The organism is Chryseobacterium sp. X308, from assembly GCF_020733145.1.
Classification (GTDB): Bacteria; Bacteroidota; Bacteroidia; order Flavobacteriales; family Weeksellaceae; genus Chryseobacterium; species Chryseobacterium cupriresistens.
Genome location: NZ_JAJFZH010000018.1, coordinates 1 through 16,311 on the forward strand (window position 1 = coordinate 1; position 16,311 = coordinate 16,311).

General features: G+C 37.1%; 13 protein-coding genes. 6 read left to right on the top strand and 7 right to left on the bottom strand.

Translation table 11 applies throughout. The features are described 5' to 3' along the window. The first annotated feature begins 473 nt into the window (after positions 1-473). Positions 474-3,341, top strand: a complete 2,868-nt coding sequence (locus tag LIV57_RS17195) for a M16 family metallopeptidase (RefSeq protein ID WP_227943596.1) — start codon at positions 474-476, stop codon at positions 3,339-3,341. 79 nt (positions 3,342-3,420) lie between these two features. On the opposite strand, the gene LIV57_RS17200 is transcribed toward LIV57_RS17195, so the two are convergent. From LIV57_RS17200 to LIV57_RS17210, 3 genes are all read right to left on the bottom strand, one after another. Then, positions 3,421-4,497 carry a GNAT family N-acetyltransferase gene (locus LIV57_RS17200; RefSeq protein WP_227943597.1) on the bottom strand — a complete coding sequence of 359 codons (1,077 nt, stop codon included), beginning with the start codon at positions 4,495-4,497 and terminating at the stop codon, positions 3,421-3,423. Beyond that, a complete protein-coding gene (locus LIV57_RS17205; RefSeq protein WP_227943598.1) occupies positions 4,494-5,492 on the bottom strand; it encodes a polysaccharide deacetylase family protein in 999 nt (332 codons plus the stop codon). Before LIV57_RS17205 ends, LIV57_RS17200 begins: the two co-directional genes overlap by 4 nt. Before the next feature lie 71 nt (positions 5,493-5,563). After that, complete coding sequence (locus LIV57_RS17210) at positions 5,564-7,702, bottom strand: S46 family peptidase (RefSeq protein WP_227943599.1); 2,139 nt, start codon at positions 7,700-7,702, stop codon at positions 5,564-5,566. 291 nt (positions 7,703-7,993) lie between these two features. Between LIV57_RS17210 and LIV57_RS17215 the strand changes: the two genes are divergently transcribed. Continuing rightward, on the top strand, positions 7,994-8,479 hold the full coding sequence (locus LIV57_RS17215; protein ID WP_227943600.1) for a copper resistance protein NlpE: 486 nt from the start codon (positions 7,994-7,996) through the stop codon (positions 8,477-8,479). A gap of 41 nt (positions 8,480-8,520) precedes the next feature. On the opposite strand, the gene LIV57_RS17220 is transcribed toward LIV57_RS17215, so the two are convergent. Further along, positions 8,521-9,168 carry an MgtC/SapB family protein gene (locus LIV57_RS17220; protein ID WP_227943601.1) on the bottom strand — a complete coding sequence of 216 codons (648 nt, stop codon included), beginning with the start codon at positions 9,166-9,168 and terminating at the stop codon, positions 8,521-8,523. A 220-nt stretch (positions 9,169-9,388) separates the two neighbouring features. Between LIV57_RS17220 and LIV57_RS17225 the strand changes: the two genes are divergently transcribed. From LIV57_RS17225 to LIV57_RS17240, 4 genes are all read left to right on the top strand, one after another. Then, on the top strand, positions 9,389-9,787 hold the full coding sequence (locus LIV57_RS17225) for an immunity 22 family protein (protein WP_227943602.1): 399 nt from the start codon (positions 9,389-9,391) through the stop codon (positions 9,785-9,787). Positions 9,788-9,925: 138 nt separating this feature from the next. Continuing rightward, entirely contained in the window at positions 9,926-10,660 is a 735-nt protein-coding gene (locus tag LIV57_RS17230; protein WP_227943603.1) for a protein phosphatase 2C domain-containing protein, read from the top strand. Between the two features lie 18 nt (positions 10,661-10,678). Then, positions 10,679-11,134 (top strand): hypothetical protein, encoded by a 456-nt coding sequence (locus LIV57_RS17235; RefSeq protein ID WP_227943604.1) that lies wholly within the window; start codon positions 10,679-10,681, stop codon positions 11,132-11,134. A gap of 12 nt (positions 11,135-11,146) precedes the next feature. After that, a complete protein-coding gene (locus LIV57_RS17240) occupies positions 11,147-11,857 on the top strand; it encodes a hypothetical protein (RefSeq protein WP_227943605.1) in 711 nt (236 codons plus the stop codon). Positions 11,858-11,932: 75 nt separating this feature from the next. Here LIV57_RS17240 and polA read toward each other — a convergent pair whose 3' ends face one another. From polA to tssD (LIV57_RS17255), 3 genes are all read right to left on the bottom strand, one after another. Beyond that, complete coding sequence (gene polA / locus LIV57_RS17245; RefSeq protein ID WP_227943606.1) at positions 11,933-14,767, bottom strand: DNA polymerase I; 2,835 nt, start codon at positions 14,765-14,767, stop codon at positions 11,933-11,935. A 158-nt stretch (positions 14,768-14,925) separates the two neighbouring features. Then, on the bottom strand, positions 14,926-15,339 hold the full coding sequence (gene tssD / locus LIV57_RS17250) for a type VI secretion system tube protein TssD (RefSeq protein ID WP_062675327.1): 414 nt from the start codon (positions 15,337-15,339) through the stop codon (positions 14,926-14,928). A 365-nt stretch (positions 15,340-15,704) separates the two neighbouring features. Next, positions 15,705-16,118 (bottom strand): type VI secretion system tube protein TssD, encoded by a 414-nt coding sequence (tssD, locus tag LIV57_RS17255; protein ID WP_053328223.1) that lies wholly within the window; start codon positions 16,116-16,118, stop codon positions 15,705-15,707. Positions 16,119-16,311 lie beyond the last annotated feature (193 nt).

The window sequence follows — 16,311 nt, forward strand, 5'->3', positions numbered from 1 at the left end:
TTTCTAACTGGAAACCCGAAACCCGAAACTCGCAACACAATAACCCGAACCTCATCATTTATCATTCATCACTTATCATTCGCGACTCCTACCCTAGCCCTGATAGCAATGGTTACCCCGCAGCTTGGGTTGGAGGGTGGTGGGTTTTAGGTGTGGGGCCCTTCGGCTTCGATCAGGGTGACAGCGTTGGAGTGCGAGGGCGCGAGGAGTATGAATGGATAGCAGGAAATAGCTCCTAATAAAGTTCGAGTGTTGGAGGGTTGGAGTGTTGGAGTGTTGGAGAGTGAAAAAGTTTGAGGGTTTGGGATGAGGAATTAAAAAGCTTCTTCTCTTCTGCATAGCTGTTTCTTGCTTATAATTCACTTTTTCAACTGCAGCAATAGATGTAATAATGATAAAAAAAGATCAACATTTTTTTTGAATCCTTACATTTGTAGTCCATTCCGGTTTCTAAGGAATGAAATGAGTTTTATATGACAGACAGAAAATATACGGAAACGGTACATACGGATAAAAACCAATACGAATATATTACGGTAACCCATGACGAAAATAACGTCAGAATCTATACTTTGAACAATGGATTAAAGGTTTTTCTTGCTCAGAATTTTGATGCTCCAAGAATACAGACCTTCATTCCGGTAAGAACAGGAAGCAATAATGATCCTGCTGATAATACGGGGCTGGCTCATTATCTTGAGCATATGATGTTTAAAGGGACTTCAAAAATCGGAACCCAGAACTGGGAAAAGGAAAAAGAACTTCTTGATCAGATCTCGGCTTTATATGAAGAACATAAAGCGGAACAGAATCCTGAAAAGAAAAGGGAAATCTACAAGAAGATCGATGAAGTTTCCCAGGAAGCCAGCCAATATGCCATTGCCAATGAATATGATAAAGCGATTTCTTCTCTGGGAGCCAGTGGTACCAATGCGCATACCTGGTTTGATGAAACGGTTTACAAAAACAATATTCCGAATAACGAACTTGAAAAATGGCTGAAAATAGAGAAGGAAAGGTTCTCTGAAATTGTACTTCGTCTTTTCCATACTGAGCTGGAATCCGTGTATGAAGAGTTCAACAGAGCGCAGGACAATGACACAAGACTTGTGAGCTACGAACTGATGGATGCTCTTTTCCCGACTCATCCTAATGGACAGCAAACGACACTGGGAAAACCGGAACACCTGAAAAATCCATCGATGAAGGCTATTCATAAGTATTTTGATGAATATTATGTTCCTAATAATTATGCTATGGTACTAGTCGGGGATCTTGACTTCGATGAGACAATCCAATTAATCGATCAATATTTCGGGACTCTACCTTATAAGGAGCTTCCTAAAAAGACAGCCATTACTGAACAGCCTATTACAGAAATTGTAGTCAGAACGGTAAAAAGCCCTACTACTCCACGTACTCAGCTTGCATGGAGAACGGATAGCTATGGAACAAGAGAAGCAATGCTGGCTGATATAGTTGCCAATATTCTCAGCAACCGAGGGGAAGCCGGATTATTGGATCTACATATTAATCAGACTCAGAAGATGCTTTGGGCTCAGGCTTTTTCTGTAGGGTTAAAACAATATGGATATTTTTCTATTGTTGCGGTTCCTAAGGAAACACAGACTCTCGAGGAAGCAAAGAATATGGTACTGGATGAAATTGAACTGATCAAGAAAGGAGATTTTCCGGACTGGATGCTGCCAGCTATCATCAATGATTTCAAACTGCAGAGAATGAAAGGTCTTGAAACCGCCGAAGGTCTTGCCACCAATCTTTACGATTCTTATATAAAAGGAAGAACCTGGGAAGAGGAACTGAATGAAATGGATGAGTATGCTTCTTTCACCAAAGATGACGTAGTGAATTTTGCCAATGAGTTTTTCAAGGAAAACTATGTGGTTGTGAATAAAGAAAAAGGGGTAAACGACAAACTGATCAGGGTTGAAAATCCAGGAATCACTCCTGTTAAGATCAACCGTGATACGCAGTCAGAGTTTCTGAAAGAGATTTTAGCGGATAAAACTGAGGATATCAAGCCTGAATTTATTGATTATCAAAAAGAAATCGTTACAGATCAGCTTAACGGAAAGAAATTAAGTTTCGTAAAGAATAAATACAACGATATTGCTCAGGTACATTTTATTTTCTCTTTTGGAAGTGATCATGACAGAGATTTAGGGGTTTCAACTCAGCTTCTTCAGTATTTGGGAACTGATACCCTTTCACCGGAGGATTTAAAAAAGGAATTTTTCAAAATCGGAATCAGCAATGATTTTAAAACAACGAACAATCAGCTGACCATCTCGCTGAGCGGACTGGAAGAAAATATAGAAAAAGGAATTGCCCTTCTTCAGCATTGGATGCGCGATGTGCAGCCTGATCAGGAAATCTATAATCAGTTTGTGGGAACAGTACTGGAAAACCGTCAGGCCATGAAGAAAGATAAAAACCGGATTATAACAGCCCTGAACAATTATACAAAGCTGGGCAGCAACTCACGTTTTACGGATGTTATTTCTAAGGAAGAGCTTGAAAACAGCAGTGCTGAAGTTTTTACAGACAGAATGAAAAAGCTTTTCCAATATCCTTATCAGGTATTTTTCTATGGTAAAAATTTTGAAACCTTTACAAAATACATTGGTGAGTACATAGAACCTGAAAGCCTTCAGATACCGGAAGCCAAACTGTATCCGGAACCGGCAACCGGAGGAAACGTGTATTTCATCAACTATGATATGGTTCAGATGGAAATGAGCAAGATTGGTAAAGGAAACGAGGTGAACCCGCTTCATTTCGGAAAGATCAATGTTTTCAATGAATATTTCGGAAGAGGATTATCTTCTATTGTTTTCCAGGAGATGCGGGAAAGTAAAAGCCTTGCCTACTCTGCCTATGTATCTTACGCGGCAAATTCTGAGCTGAACCATCCTGATTATGTAACGACTTATATCGGAACCCAGCCTGACAAGCTGATGATCGCGGTGGATACCCTGAATGAACTGATGAACGAGCTTCCGGAAGTCCCTATTCAGTTTGAGAATGCCAGAAATGCAGCTTTGAAACAGATTGCTTCAACAAGGGTTACCCGAAACAATATATTCTTCAATACCTTAAGACTACAGAAATTAAATATCTATCATGATTTCAGAAAAGATATTTACGAACAGATCCGGCAGCTGGCATTTGAGGATATCAAACATTTTTATCAGACAGAAGTCAAATCAATACATTTTAACACCGCTATTATCGGCAAAAAAGAGAATCTTGATATGAAAGCTGTCAACAAAATGGGAATATTTAAAGAAGTAAGTCTGAAAGATATTTTCGGACATTAAAAACAAACCGCCTGATCATTCTATTGGGCGGTTTGTTTTTTTATAAGTGATGAATGATAATTCATCATTTATCAATCTATTACGTCATCATACAATCTCCGTCACCATCCTGATAGTTTGGGTTAAAATGACCGGGAAGCAATTCCAAAAGATTTTTATGAAACAGGTAGTCCCTTTTAAAATCACGTTCATAGATAGGGGAAAATACTTTTGACTGTTGTATTTCGCTGTTCAGTGCGGTTTGGTAAGAAGTAAAGCCTTTTACTTTATGGGTAACAATGAAATACTGTAAAAACCGGATAACCTCATCGAAATTACCGTCCGTAAAAAGGTAAGGTATTTTAAGATAGCCATCACGAAGCTGTAATAGAAAACAGGATGTAATCTTATTATTTTTATTTAAAATTTTTATCCAGAAATATTTAAAGCTGTCAGCAAAACTTGAAAACAGGTATTTTTCATCTTTTTTGCCTTCCAAAACCCAGGGATTTTCTATAAAAGAATTGATTTCGTCTGCATTGCGCATCCCGGGAAACCTGTTCATAAAATCTGCACTTTCTTTGTCGATGTGATCCAGAATTTCATATTTAAAATCTGGTTTTGGTGCGGCCAGGTTCTTTATTGAGATCACTCCATTGGCAGCGGCATCCAGAATTTGAAAAAGAGGTTTCAACGGTTGTGTTCCCGGTTTCTTTTCAGGAATCATTTTAGCAGCATCGGTTCTGAAGTAGTAGCGTTTGCCTTCTTTGGGAAAGACATATTCAAAAACACCCATAATATTGTAGAGTGCTTCTGCTTCTTTGGTAAATTCTGTAATGGCAATCCGGCCTTCGTATTCTTCAAAAACTTTTTTCAGCAATGCTTTCGCCGGTCTTTTTTTTCTGTATTCCGGGTTTACATACAGGGTACTGAGCCAGGCATAGCGGATTTCTTTTCCATCAATGATAAAACAATCCGGAAAACATCCCACATAACCGATCAGTTTTTCTTCATAAAAAGCAAGAATAAGAAGTGTATCTTCGTCTGCTGCTTTTGGATTCTGAATATGAGACAGCGCACGGTGTCTGGTAACCGGAAGAAAATCATACTGCCGGAAAGCTCCGGAGGATATAAAATCTTCCAGTTCATTTCTATTGAATGTTTTCAGCGTTATCATTTTCTCACAATCGTATTTTTATTTATCAGGCTTTTCAATCTGAAGTAAGCTGTTTCTTTTTTCAATATCTGTGCTCCGCTCTCTCCCATTTCCATTGGAATTCTTTGAAAATTTCTCTTCACACTGTCCTGTTTTATACCGGCACACCCAAAGCTGCAGTAGATCTCTTCATTTTTATAAAGTTCATCAAAAAAATCTTTCTTTACTTCAAAATCGGTAAAAGGGAATGCAAAACTTTCGTACAAAAAACCATTTTCTTTTAAATAGGCAAAGGTTCTGTCGGTTGTTGTCATCTGTTCTTTCAAAGACAAATCGCCATATTTGGGATGATCCCAGCTGTGCGAAGAAATTCCGAAACCTTTACGGGTAAGTCCTTTTAATTGATCCGTACTTAAATAAGGTTGGTACTGTTTTGAATAGGCTTTAAAATCTACCTCAAGTTTTTCACCAAGCAGATCCAGAATATCTTTTTCCTGATAATTTATGGATAAAATTTTCTTTTGTAAAACCCTTCTATCCATATTTTTCAATGACAGGATAAAATAAATTTCGGGATCTATGGTTTTTATTTTTTCAGCAGCATCGGCAAGAAGGCTCGCTTTGCATCTGAACATCATCTCTTTATTGTCTATGAAAGCCGGATTGATAAAATTACAGGCATATATTCCTTTTCGTTCCAGAATGGGAGCCGCAATATCGTAAAACTCTCTGAAACCATCATCAAAAGTTAAAAGGGCAATTTTTTTTGAAGGTTTAAAGCTTCCGGCCCTGTAATCCTTAAACTCCTGCCAGTTCACAAACTGAAAATTACTGGCCATATGGTCCAGATCGTCTTCAAACTGCTGAGTAGTCTTATAACGGATCACATGTTTTAAATGAGGAAGTTCTTTGTCGGAAACACTGTGATAAAGAGGCAGACAGTAATCCAGCGGAAATGATTTTCCGATATTCCCAGTTTCAAAAGCTGCCAAAACATTGATGATCCTTTCTTTCATCCTATTGTAAATAAAAAAGAATCTATTCAAAATTAAATTCAAATAGATTCTTAAAGGTATAACTTTTAAAATTATTTTATGATCTTCATTTCATCAACAATCCACTTTGAGTCTGCGAACTTATCGATAATGAAAAGAATATATTTTGTATCTACCATGATGTTTCTGCTGAAACGCGGGTCATAATTGATGTCACTCATTGTTCCTTCCCACTGTCTGTCGAAATTCAATCCGACAAGGTTTCCGTTGGCATCAAGAGCCGGGCTTCCTGAGTTTCCTCCGGTTGTATGGTTGGTAGCAGTGAATCCTACAGGAACATCACCTGTTTTATCTTTATAGATTCCGAAATCTTTTTTGTTGTAAAGATCAATCAGTTTCTTTGGAACATCAAATTCATAATCTCCGGGAACATACTTTTCCATTACTCCTGCAAGGTGAGTCTGGTACCCGTAAGAAACAGCATCTCTAGGAGTGGAACCTTTTACTTTACCGTAAGTTACACGAAGTGTTGAGTTGGCATCCGGGAAGAATTTTCTGTCTTTATCCGTCTGCATCTGCTGGGCCATGAACTTTTTCTGCAAAGCATCAATCTTTGCCTGCATTGAAGTGTATTGCGGATCTGCAGTTTTCATATAGGTTTCTTTCATCGAAACATATAATTGATAAATAGGATCTTTCTTTAAAGTTCTGATCAGTTTATCCTGATTAGAAAATGCTTTATCAATATCAGCAGTTAAAGTTCCTCCGTTTACAGCAGTTCTTCCTGTAATGACAGAGTTTTTAGACATATCTTCTACAACAGGAATATTAGCGTTCTCATCTTTATATTTGCTGAATCCTGCCGGTAAAAACTGAGGTGCAGTTTTGTTAACGTATAAAGCCAATAGTTTTGCAGTTACTTTTGCATCAAGCTCTGCACTGTAATCTTTATAGAAAGAAATTAATTTTGTTTTTAACTTTGAAAGTTCCTTTTCATCCATTCTTCCTGCTTCTACAGACGCAACGAAGTCATAATAATCACCAGCTAGCTTCAAAGTCTCCGCATTTTTGATTACTTCTGTATAGTAAGCATTGTTTAATGCATAAGGAGCCTGATCGTTGTACAGTTTATTCAGCTGATCCAAAGTATTTTTGATCTCAGGATTTTTAGCGACCAAAGAACCTTCATACATTACTTTCTTTTCTACAGCATTGGATTTTTTCAATCCCTCTACTTCACCGATCCATTTTTTCCAGTAGTTGGCTACTGAAGCATATTTTGACGCATATTTGATACGGGTTTCATTATCAACACGCATTTTTTCGTCCAACGTTTTCAGAGCCACATCACGTACCGCAATTCTTGCAGGGTCAATATCTTTCATGATCTTCTCTACAGCGATTGCAGGAAGGTATTCTGTAGTTCTTCCCGGGAATCCGAAAACAAAAGTAAAATCGTTCTCGTTTTTATCTTTGATAGAAACCGGTAAATAGTGCTTTGGAACGTATGGTACATTGTCTTTTGAATATTCTGCAGGTTTGTTGTTCTTGTCTGCATAAATTCTGAACATCGAGAAATCTCCGGTGTGTCTCGGCCAAACCCAGTTGTCTGTGTCGCTTCCGAATTTACCGATGCTTTGAGGAGGAGCTCCTACAAGACGGATATCTTTATACGTTTCGATGGTATAAGCATAGTATTTGTTTCCATAATACATTGGTTTTACCATGATCGACTGGTAAGATTCAATTTTCTGAGAGTTTTTATACACCTCAATATTGTTGTTGATCTTTTTAGTAAGTTCAGGTTCTGTAAGATTGTCCGTACCTTCTAAAATAGGATCAGTAACTTCTTTTATATCTACAATAAAATCTACTTTTACTCCCGGGTTAGGAAGTTCACCTTCTGTATTTTTTGCCCAGAATCCGTTTGAAAGAAGATCATTCTGAACGGTAGAGTGTGCCTGAATTTGCCCAAAACCACAGTGATGGTTCGTTAAAAGCAATCCTTTAGGCGAAATAATTTCTGCAGTACATCCGCCGTTAAACTGTACAACCGCATCTTTAATGCTTGGTTTCTGAGGATTGAAAATATCTTTTGCAGAAATCTTCATTCCTAAATCCTTCATTTCCTTTTCATTCAGCTCTGTAGGAATCCACATTCCTCCATATTGTTGCGCAAATGCCATTGCAGCTGGCAAAAGAAATACAGATAAAAGTATCTTTTTTGTCATAATCAAAATTTTGCCCCAATTTACAAAGAAAAATATGAACAGGCTTTATAAAACGGGCGGAAAAGTTACTAAGAGTTCGTTTTTGAAAATAGAGATGGTCAATAGTGAATCTTGCTTCGCAAGTGAATAGTGAATTTTTATAATCAAACAGTAAGTAAATTCATTAAAAATTAACAAGCGAAGCGAATTGACTATTCACCATTGCTCAATCTGCTGTTCAATATTCTTCTGGCTCAATTTTTGTTGATTGGAAGTAACTTTATTGTTAAAAACATCCTTAAATTAATTATTATGATGAAAACTAAAATGCTCATGTTGGGAATGGCATCAGCTCTGTTCCTTGCTTCATGTTCTAAAAAAGAAACCACTGAAACAACAGCGACTACAGATTCTGCTACGGCTGTACAACCTGTTGCTGCAGACAGCATCACTAAAGCTACTCCTACAGCTGCTGGTGATACGTCTGAAAATGCTCTGGACTGGGCCGGAACTTATGAAGCAACAGTTCCTTGTGCAGACTGTCCGGGAATAAAGACATCTTTAACATTGAATGATGATAAAACATTCAGTATTACGGAGGAATATCTTGAGAGAAATTCAAAAAATCAGGATAAAGGTTCTTTTGAATGGGATGCTACAGGAAGCATGATTACTTTAAAAGGGAAAACAGCCCAATATAAATATAAAGTGGGTGAGAATATGTTGATCCAACTGGATATGGAAGGAAAAGAGATCGATGGCCCTAACAAAGATCTTTATGTATTTAAGAAAAAATAAAAATAAAGGCTTCGGCCTTTATTTTTTTGCTCTTTTACGGTCTAAAACTGATACGCTTTAATTTTCGGATCATCCACCAGACGGCTGATGACTTCCTCATGATGACTATTTTTCCCGGTAAGCCTCCATATAACGGTAAAGCTTTCCTGGGAATATTGCTGTTTAAGCATCTGATATCTTAAATGATTTTCTTTAAATATATTTTCACAATATTTAATATCCTGCGAGTCTGTTACGGCAATTTTGTATTCCCTTACTTTATTATAATTATCAATAAAATTCTGGAGATAAGTCAGAGCGCTTAAAATAAGTAATACCAACGTAGTTCCCAACAATGCAATATAAACATAGCCGGAACCTACAGCCATTCCAATAGAAGCAGTTGCCCAGATAGTGGTTGCTGTGGTAATTCCTTCAATTTTATTATCGCCTTTGAAAATGACTCCTGCGCCCAGAAATCCGATTCCTGTAATGATATTGGCGGCAAGACGATCCGGATTTTCCACGCCTATTTTTATAGAAAGTATGGTAAACAGACAGGCACCGAAGCACACGAGAATAAAGGTCCTGAGACCGGCCGACTTATTACGGTATTCACGTTCAGCACCAATAAACAGTCCCAGAATAACTGAAATAAGGATCAGCAGCAATTCATTTTTAATAATATAATGGTCCTGAAGAAAATCCATCTTTTATAATTTAAACAGAGAATAAATTTACAATAAATCCTATTAAGGAACTATCTTTGCTGAGGAGATTTTGCGTTGCTGCCCCAAAAATTTGTTTCACGAAAAACTTTTGTAATGTTACATTTTAATTGCGGAAATTTTCTTGTATAAAAGGGATATTCATCAACGCAGAAAAATGTCACTTAAAAAAAATCAAAAAAAATAATACTTATATACAATTATGGATAAAGAAATTTCACACTTCTGGTTAGGATATTTCAAGAAGGAAGAAGATTTTTACAACTTTGTAGAAGAGGATGAAAATTATTATATAGAGGAAGAAACTGATGATCAGTATGTTTCCAGGTTTGCAGAATCACAGAACATCAAATGGTTTGATGATGATTTTATAGAATATGGCTTTGAGGATGAAAGCCTTAGTCTTTATGATAAGTTTGCAGAGTATTCTTATGCTGACCAATGGCTTCCGGCTCTGGAAAATAAATTAAACGAACTCAGTCTGGATACGCCCGTAAATGCTATTATTTTCGCCACAAGATTTGTCATTCCTAATCCGGTTTCTGTAGAAAATGATGATTTTTCACTGCATTATGTGGGAGAAATAGAATACGATATTTAATAACCAAAGCAAAACTGCTTTCTCAACACCGGCAACAAGTGATTTCATGAGACGTGTGATCACTTGTTGCTATTTTTATACCTATAATGAGGATGAAATAAGGTTACATTTAAAAAAATAAATCTATTTTAGCATGTAATGAATTTATATTCTACTCTACAAATCGGAGATTATCATATTAATCATTGTGAAGATGATCTTCTCATCAAAAAAATCAGTTCTGATAAGATTTTGTGTGCTGTGATGGATGGATGCTCTACAGCTATGGACAGTCATTTTGCGTCAACACTTACTGGAAAGATTTTACGTAAAATCATTATTGAAAACGGTTACAAGGCTTTATATGAAAAAGGCAGCCAGCAGAGTCTGGAAGAAGAGCTCAAAAAAATCATAAAAGGTTTATTCAATGAACTCAAATTTGTAAAAAATCATCTGATGCTGGACGAAAAAGAGTTGTTATCTACTCTCATAATCCTGGTTTACGACATCACAAAGGACGAAGGATTCATCCTAACCATTGGTGACGGAGTTGTCTGTATCAATGGAAATATCACAGAATTTGACCGTAATAATAGACCGGATTATTTAGCTTATCATCTTTATGAAGACTTTGAAGAATGGTATCCCCGTCAGTCTCAGAAATTATTTTTTGATTGTCTGGATGATGTTTCCATTGCTACTGATGGTATTTTGAGCTTTTCAAAAATTAAAAAAACGAATTCTGAAGAAATGATCAATTTTGCTGAATATTTAATGATAGACCGTCAGAATAGCGAAACTGAAGAAATGCTTAACAGGAAACTAAAGCAGTTGGAACATCAATACGGAGTAAAACCTACAGATGATTTAGCCATGATAAGAATAATAAAATAATTCAGATATTTGAATATCATGAAAGAATCCAAACCTCATCAATTCTACTCTTTTTTGAAAAGATGGTTCATTAGTACCACCTTTATTTCAGTGGTTACATTCTTACAATTTTACTGGTCAATGGGAACCCTTTCAGAACGTGTTTCAAGCGGCTGTATAGACTGTTCATTTTTTGAAGATGCGGTGTATATATCCCTTATAGCCGGTGGGTTCTTATCAATTGTCTTTTCTCTGCTTTTCTTTGTTAAAAAGATTGTCTTCAAGGCTTCAGTCGAGTTCCTATTCCTGATCTTTGTCTGGTTATTTTGGAACTACACCCTATTTGTAGAAAGGGAATCTTCCTGGAGTACTTACGATTTCAATTCGGAAATCCAATATACAATTTCACTTTCCTTTCTACCTGTTACCGTACTGGGATGTTTGTGTGTTGTAATTTTACATTATCAGGAAATAAAAGCTAGATTTGTATCTTAAAAACAAAAACCATTGAAAAAAATCATTTCTACTTTACTTTTTGCTTCTTTAATTGCTTATTCATGTAACAAAACCAAAACGCAGGCTCCGAAAAACTCTTCGGGCATTATAAAAAAGGATACGGCACCAGTTGAGAAGGAACAGTCGACAGCAGGAAAACAAGTCTCAGATTTTGTATCCAGTCAATATGAAATTCAATACGAAACCGAAGGTGATCTCAACCATGACGGACTTCCTGATAAAGCTTTGGTTTTAAGAAAAAAAGACGACACTTTAGCACAGAGAACTATGATAGTCCTTCTAAAGAATCCTGACAAAACATACCGGTTATTTAAAAGTTCTGAAACCGTTCTTCCCGATGAATACAATGAATCTGGCTATAAAATACACGATCCTGAAGACATCAGTATTGAAAAAGGAATATTGAATATCAATCTTTATGATATCGGACCTTACGGTAATCAGTTCAGTAAATTCAAATATATAAATGACAACCTGATTCTTACCTATGTTGAAACGTATAATATGGGTGCGGGTTCTCACTCTGCCCTCTATTATGAGCCTATGAAAGGCAAAGTAACACTGGAAACAGTAAATACCATGGAAGAAGAAATGCCGTCTGAAACTAAAAAAGTACAGGTAAAAAAAGAAAGATTCTTATTTGAAAATGTTTCTCCTGATGAAGTTGTTACCAATGTTTACAATTCTGTAGAACAGGAGTAAGCTTTCCAGTTCTAACAAAATAAAACTTCCGTCTACAAGACGGAAGTTTTTTATTTAAGGTATAATTTTAAGTATTTAATGTGCTTCAAGCCAGTTATTTCCTACACCAATCTCTACCAATAAAGGAACCTGTGTTTTCAGGGCATTTTCCATTTCAGTTTTGATCAGTTTTGAAGCGGCATCAATCTCATCTACCGGAGATTCAAAAACAAGTTCGTCATGTACCTGAAGAAGCATTTTTGTTGTAAGCTGCTGCTCTTCAAGCTCTCTGGCGATTTTGATCATGGCAATTTTAACGATATCGGCAGCACTTCCCTGAACCGGTGCGTTTACCGCATTTCTTTCTGCATGACCTCTTACCACGAAATTGTTGGAATTGATATCTTTCAGATGACGCTTTCTTCCCAATATGGTTTCCACATACCCCAACTGGCGTGCTTTGCTCACCTGCTCAGCCATATACTCCTTCAGTTTCGGATAGGTTTCGAAATATGCTTCGATCATTTGTTTAGCTTCTGTACGGGACAATCCGGTTTGTTCTGCCAAAGCAAAAGCTCCTTGTCCATAGATAATTCCAAAGTTTACAGTTTTAGCCTGGCTTCTCTGGGTTTTGGATACCTCAGCCAAAGGAATTTTAAAGAGTTTTGCTGCTGTAGAAGCGTGGATATCTTCTCCATCCTGGAAGGCTTTGATCATATTATCTTCTCCTGAGATTTCAGCAATTAAACGAAGTTCAATCTGTGAATAATCGGCAGAAATAATCTTCTTTCCTTCTCCGGAAACAAAAGCTCCACGGATCTGTTGTCCTCTCACCGTTCGGATCGGAATATTCTGCAGGTTGGGGTTTACACTTGCCAAACGGCCTGTAGCCGCTGTGGTCTGTGAGAAATTGGTGTGTACTCTGTTATCTTTTTTCTCAATCTGTGAAGGCAGAGCGTCTACATAGGTTGATTTTAATTTCTGGTACGTTCTGTATTCCAGGATGTGTTTGATGATTTCATGTTTTGAATTCAGCTTCTGAAGCACATCTTCTGATGTTGCATATTGCCCTGTTTTTGTTTTCTTCGCTTTTGGATCGAGCTGTAATTTTTCAAACAGAATCTCTCCCAGCTGCTTCGGTGAATTCATATTGAATTCTTCTCCTGAAAGTTCAAAAATCTTTGTTTCAAGCTGTTTCAGATCATTCTCAAGGTCAACACTTTCCTGCGCCAGCCATTTTTCATCCAGAGAAATTCCTGCAAGTTCCATTTTTGCCAGTACTTCCATAAGAGGCATTTCAATGTTAAAGAAAAGCTCTTCCAGGTTCTCCTTTTTCAGCTGTGGTGCGAATAGCTCATACAACTGGAAAGTTACATCTGCATCTTCTGCTGCATAATCTGTTTGTGTTCTCAGATCAGCATCTCTGAAATTCCCCTGTTTTTTCCCTTTTTTTCCGATAATGGTTTCAATGGATACCGGTTTATAGTTCAGATATACTTCTGAGAGATAATCCATCCCGTGCCTTCCGTCCGGGTTCAGGAGGTAGTGGGCAATCATGGTATCAAACATGGCGCCTTTCACGGTGATGTCGTATTGTTTTAAAACTTTGTAATCAAATTTAAGGTTGTGCGCTACTTTCAGCAGGTCTTCTTTTTCGAAAAACGGTCTGAAAATCTCCAGGGTCTGCAACACTTCTTCCCTGTTTTCAGAGAGAGGAATGTAGTAGGCAAGTCCTTTTTTATAAGAGAAGCTCATTCCTACCAGTTCTGCTTCAAGTTCATTTAATGATGTCGTTTCCGTATCGAAACACACCACTTTCTGCTGCAGCAGGTTGTCAACCAGCTTTTTCTGTGCCTTCGGATTATTGATAAACTGATACAGATGATCATTATTCTCAATCGTAGACTTTGTAGAAGTTGCCTGATCCAGTTCCTCAAAATTGGCAAAAAGATCAAGTTGCATAACCTGTCCTTTTACTTCGGTTCCGGCCGGAGTCTGTTTAACTTCTACCTCGCTTACAACTACTGTTTCTACAGCAGCAGGAGCAAAAGCCCTGTAAAGGTTTTCGTATAACCTTCTGAATTCTATTTCGTCAAAGACCTCTTTTACTTTTTCAAAATCCGGAGTTTCCAGGTCGTATTGTTCCTGATGGAATTCTACAGGAGCATCACAGATGATAGTGGCTAATTTTTTAGACATAATACCACGTTCTGCGGAAGCTTCTACTTTTTCTTTCAGTTTTCCTTTCAGTTTATCCGTATTGGCTAATAAATTTTCAATGCTGCCGAATTCTTTCAGGAATTTCATAGCAGTTTTCTCTCCTACTCCTTCCAATCCAGGAATATTATCTACGGCATCTCCCATCATTGCAAGGAAATCAATCACCTGCTTAGGATCATCAATCTCATATTTTGCCTTTACTTCTTCTACTCCTAAAATTTCAATGTCACCGCCTTTTAAACCTGGCTTATAAATTTTAATTTTATCCGTAACCAGCTGTGCAAAATCTTTATCCGGTGTCACCATGAAGGTGGTGTATCCTTCTTTTTCGGCTTTGCATGCAATAGTCCCAATGACATCATCGGCTTCATATCCTTCTACCCCAAGAATCGGGATGTGCATTGCTTCCAGAATTTTGTGAATATATGGAATCGCAATTTTGATTGCTTCGGGAGTTTCGCTTCTGTTGGCTTTATATTCTGAGAAATCATCAGTTCTTACACTGGCCTGTCCAACATCAAAAACTACTGCCAGGTGTGTTGGTTTTTCTCTTCTGATCAATTCGATGAGAGAATTGGTAAAACCGAAGATGGCAGAAGTATCCAGACCTTTGCTGGTGAGTCTCGGATTCCTGATTAATGCGTAATATCCTCTGAAAATCATCGCATAAGCATCGATGAGAAACAGCCTTTTATCTTGTGTTGCGTCCATATTTTGAATAATGAACAAATATAAGAAAATAGGAGTAAAAGTTGATAGTTTGAGGAAGGGTTTCGGGGTATTGGGATGTGAGGTTCGGGATGGGGTTAAAAAAACAAAACAGCATACCCGAAGGTACACTGTTCCTTTTTTTATTTAAGTTTATGGGATTATTTACCTGAAGAAGGCCATAGTCCTGCGTACTGAGAAGTACCGTAGTCGATGGTTTCAGCACTTACTACGAAGCTGATCAGCATACTGTTGCTGTCTACTGCATCGAAATCTACTTCGTGCTGGATTACGTATCCGTTCTCCCATTTCAAAGTGATCAGTGTTCCTTCTTCGTGAGATTTGTTGAAAGTAATCTCTCCTACGGTCGGCTTGTATTTACCGTTCAGTAAGCTTTCAAGGATGTCTGATTTTTCAGTAGCTTCTACTGTCACCTTGATTAATGCATTGGAAGGATCTGATGCTACACGTCCTGAAACGTCTGTAGATCTTGATACACTGTAGTTCATTTTTAACAGTTTCTGCCCTTCACCGTTGTTGAATTTTAAGATTCCTCTTGAGTTTCTTTCTGCCATGATTGTAAATTTTAATCGTTAGTAATAAATTGTAATTCAATAATTATATAACAAAGATAAAGCCCCTGGTTTTGAAAAAAAAGCAATTGAAAGGAAATCTGAAAAAGTGTCGTAATTGTACGATTTGATGTCGTAGTTCTACGATTTATTGTCGTAATTCTACGACATTAGATTTAAAAACGGAATATAAATACCTTATAACAAATATATTAAGGGCATAAACAGAAATTTATTATTACACCTTCAAGAGATATATTACTTTGATATGATTTTAAAAATTCTGATCCTGTTAAATAAAAAACAGAACAGCGTCTCTTGTCCGCTGTTCTGTACCAATTTTATTTTTACTAAGATGATGAATAGGCTTATTTACCTGCTGAAGGCCATAGTCCTGCGTACTGGGAAGTACCGTAGTCGATGGTTTCAGCACTTACCACGAAGCTGATCAGCATACTGTTGCTGTCAATAGCATCGAAGTCTACTTCGTGTTGGATTACGTATCCGTTCTCCCATTTCAAAGTGATCAGTGTTCCTTCTTCGTGAGATTTGTTGAAAGTAATCTCTCCTACGGTCGGCTTGTATTTACCGTTCAGTAAGCTTTCAAGGATGTCTGATTTTTCAGTAGCTTCTACTGTCACTTTGATCAATGCGTTGGAAGGATCTGATGCTACACGTCCTGAAACGTCTGTAGATCTTGATACGCTGTAGTTCATTTTTAACAGCTTCTGTCCTTCTCCGTTGTTGAATTTTAAGATTCCTCTTGAATTTCTTTCGGCCATGATTGTAAATTTTAATCGTTAATATTGTTATTCAGTAATTGTGTTAGCAAATATAGAAGCTCTTTACTGCTTAAAAAAAATTTTGAATATAAATCTGAAAAAGTGTAGTAATTCTACGATTTCTTGTCGTAATTCTACGACAATGGATTTATATATTAAATTAACACACTAGTTATAAACACGTTACATCAAA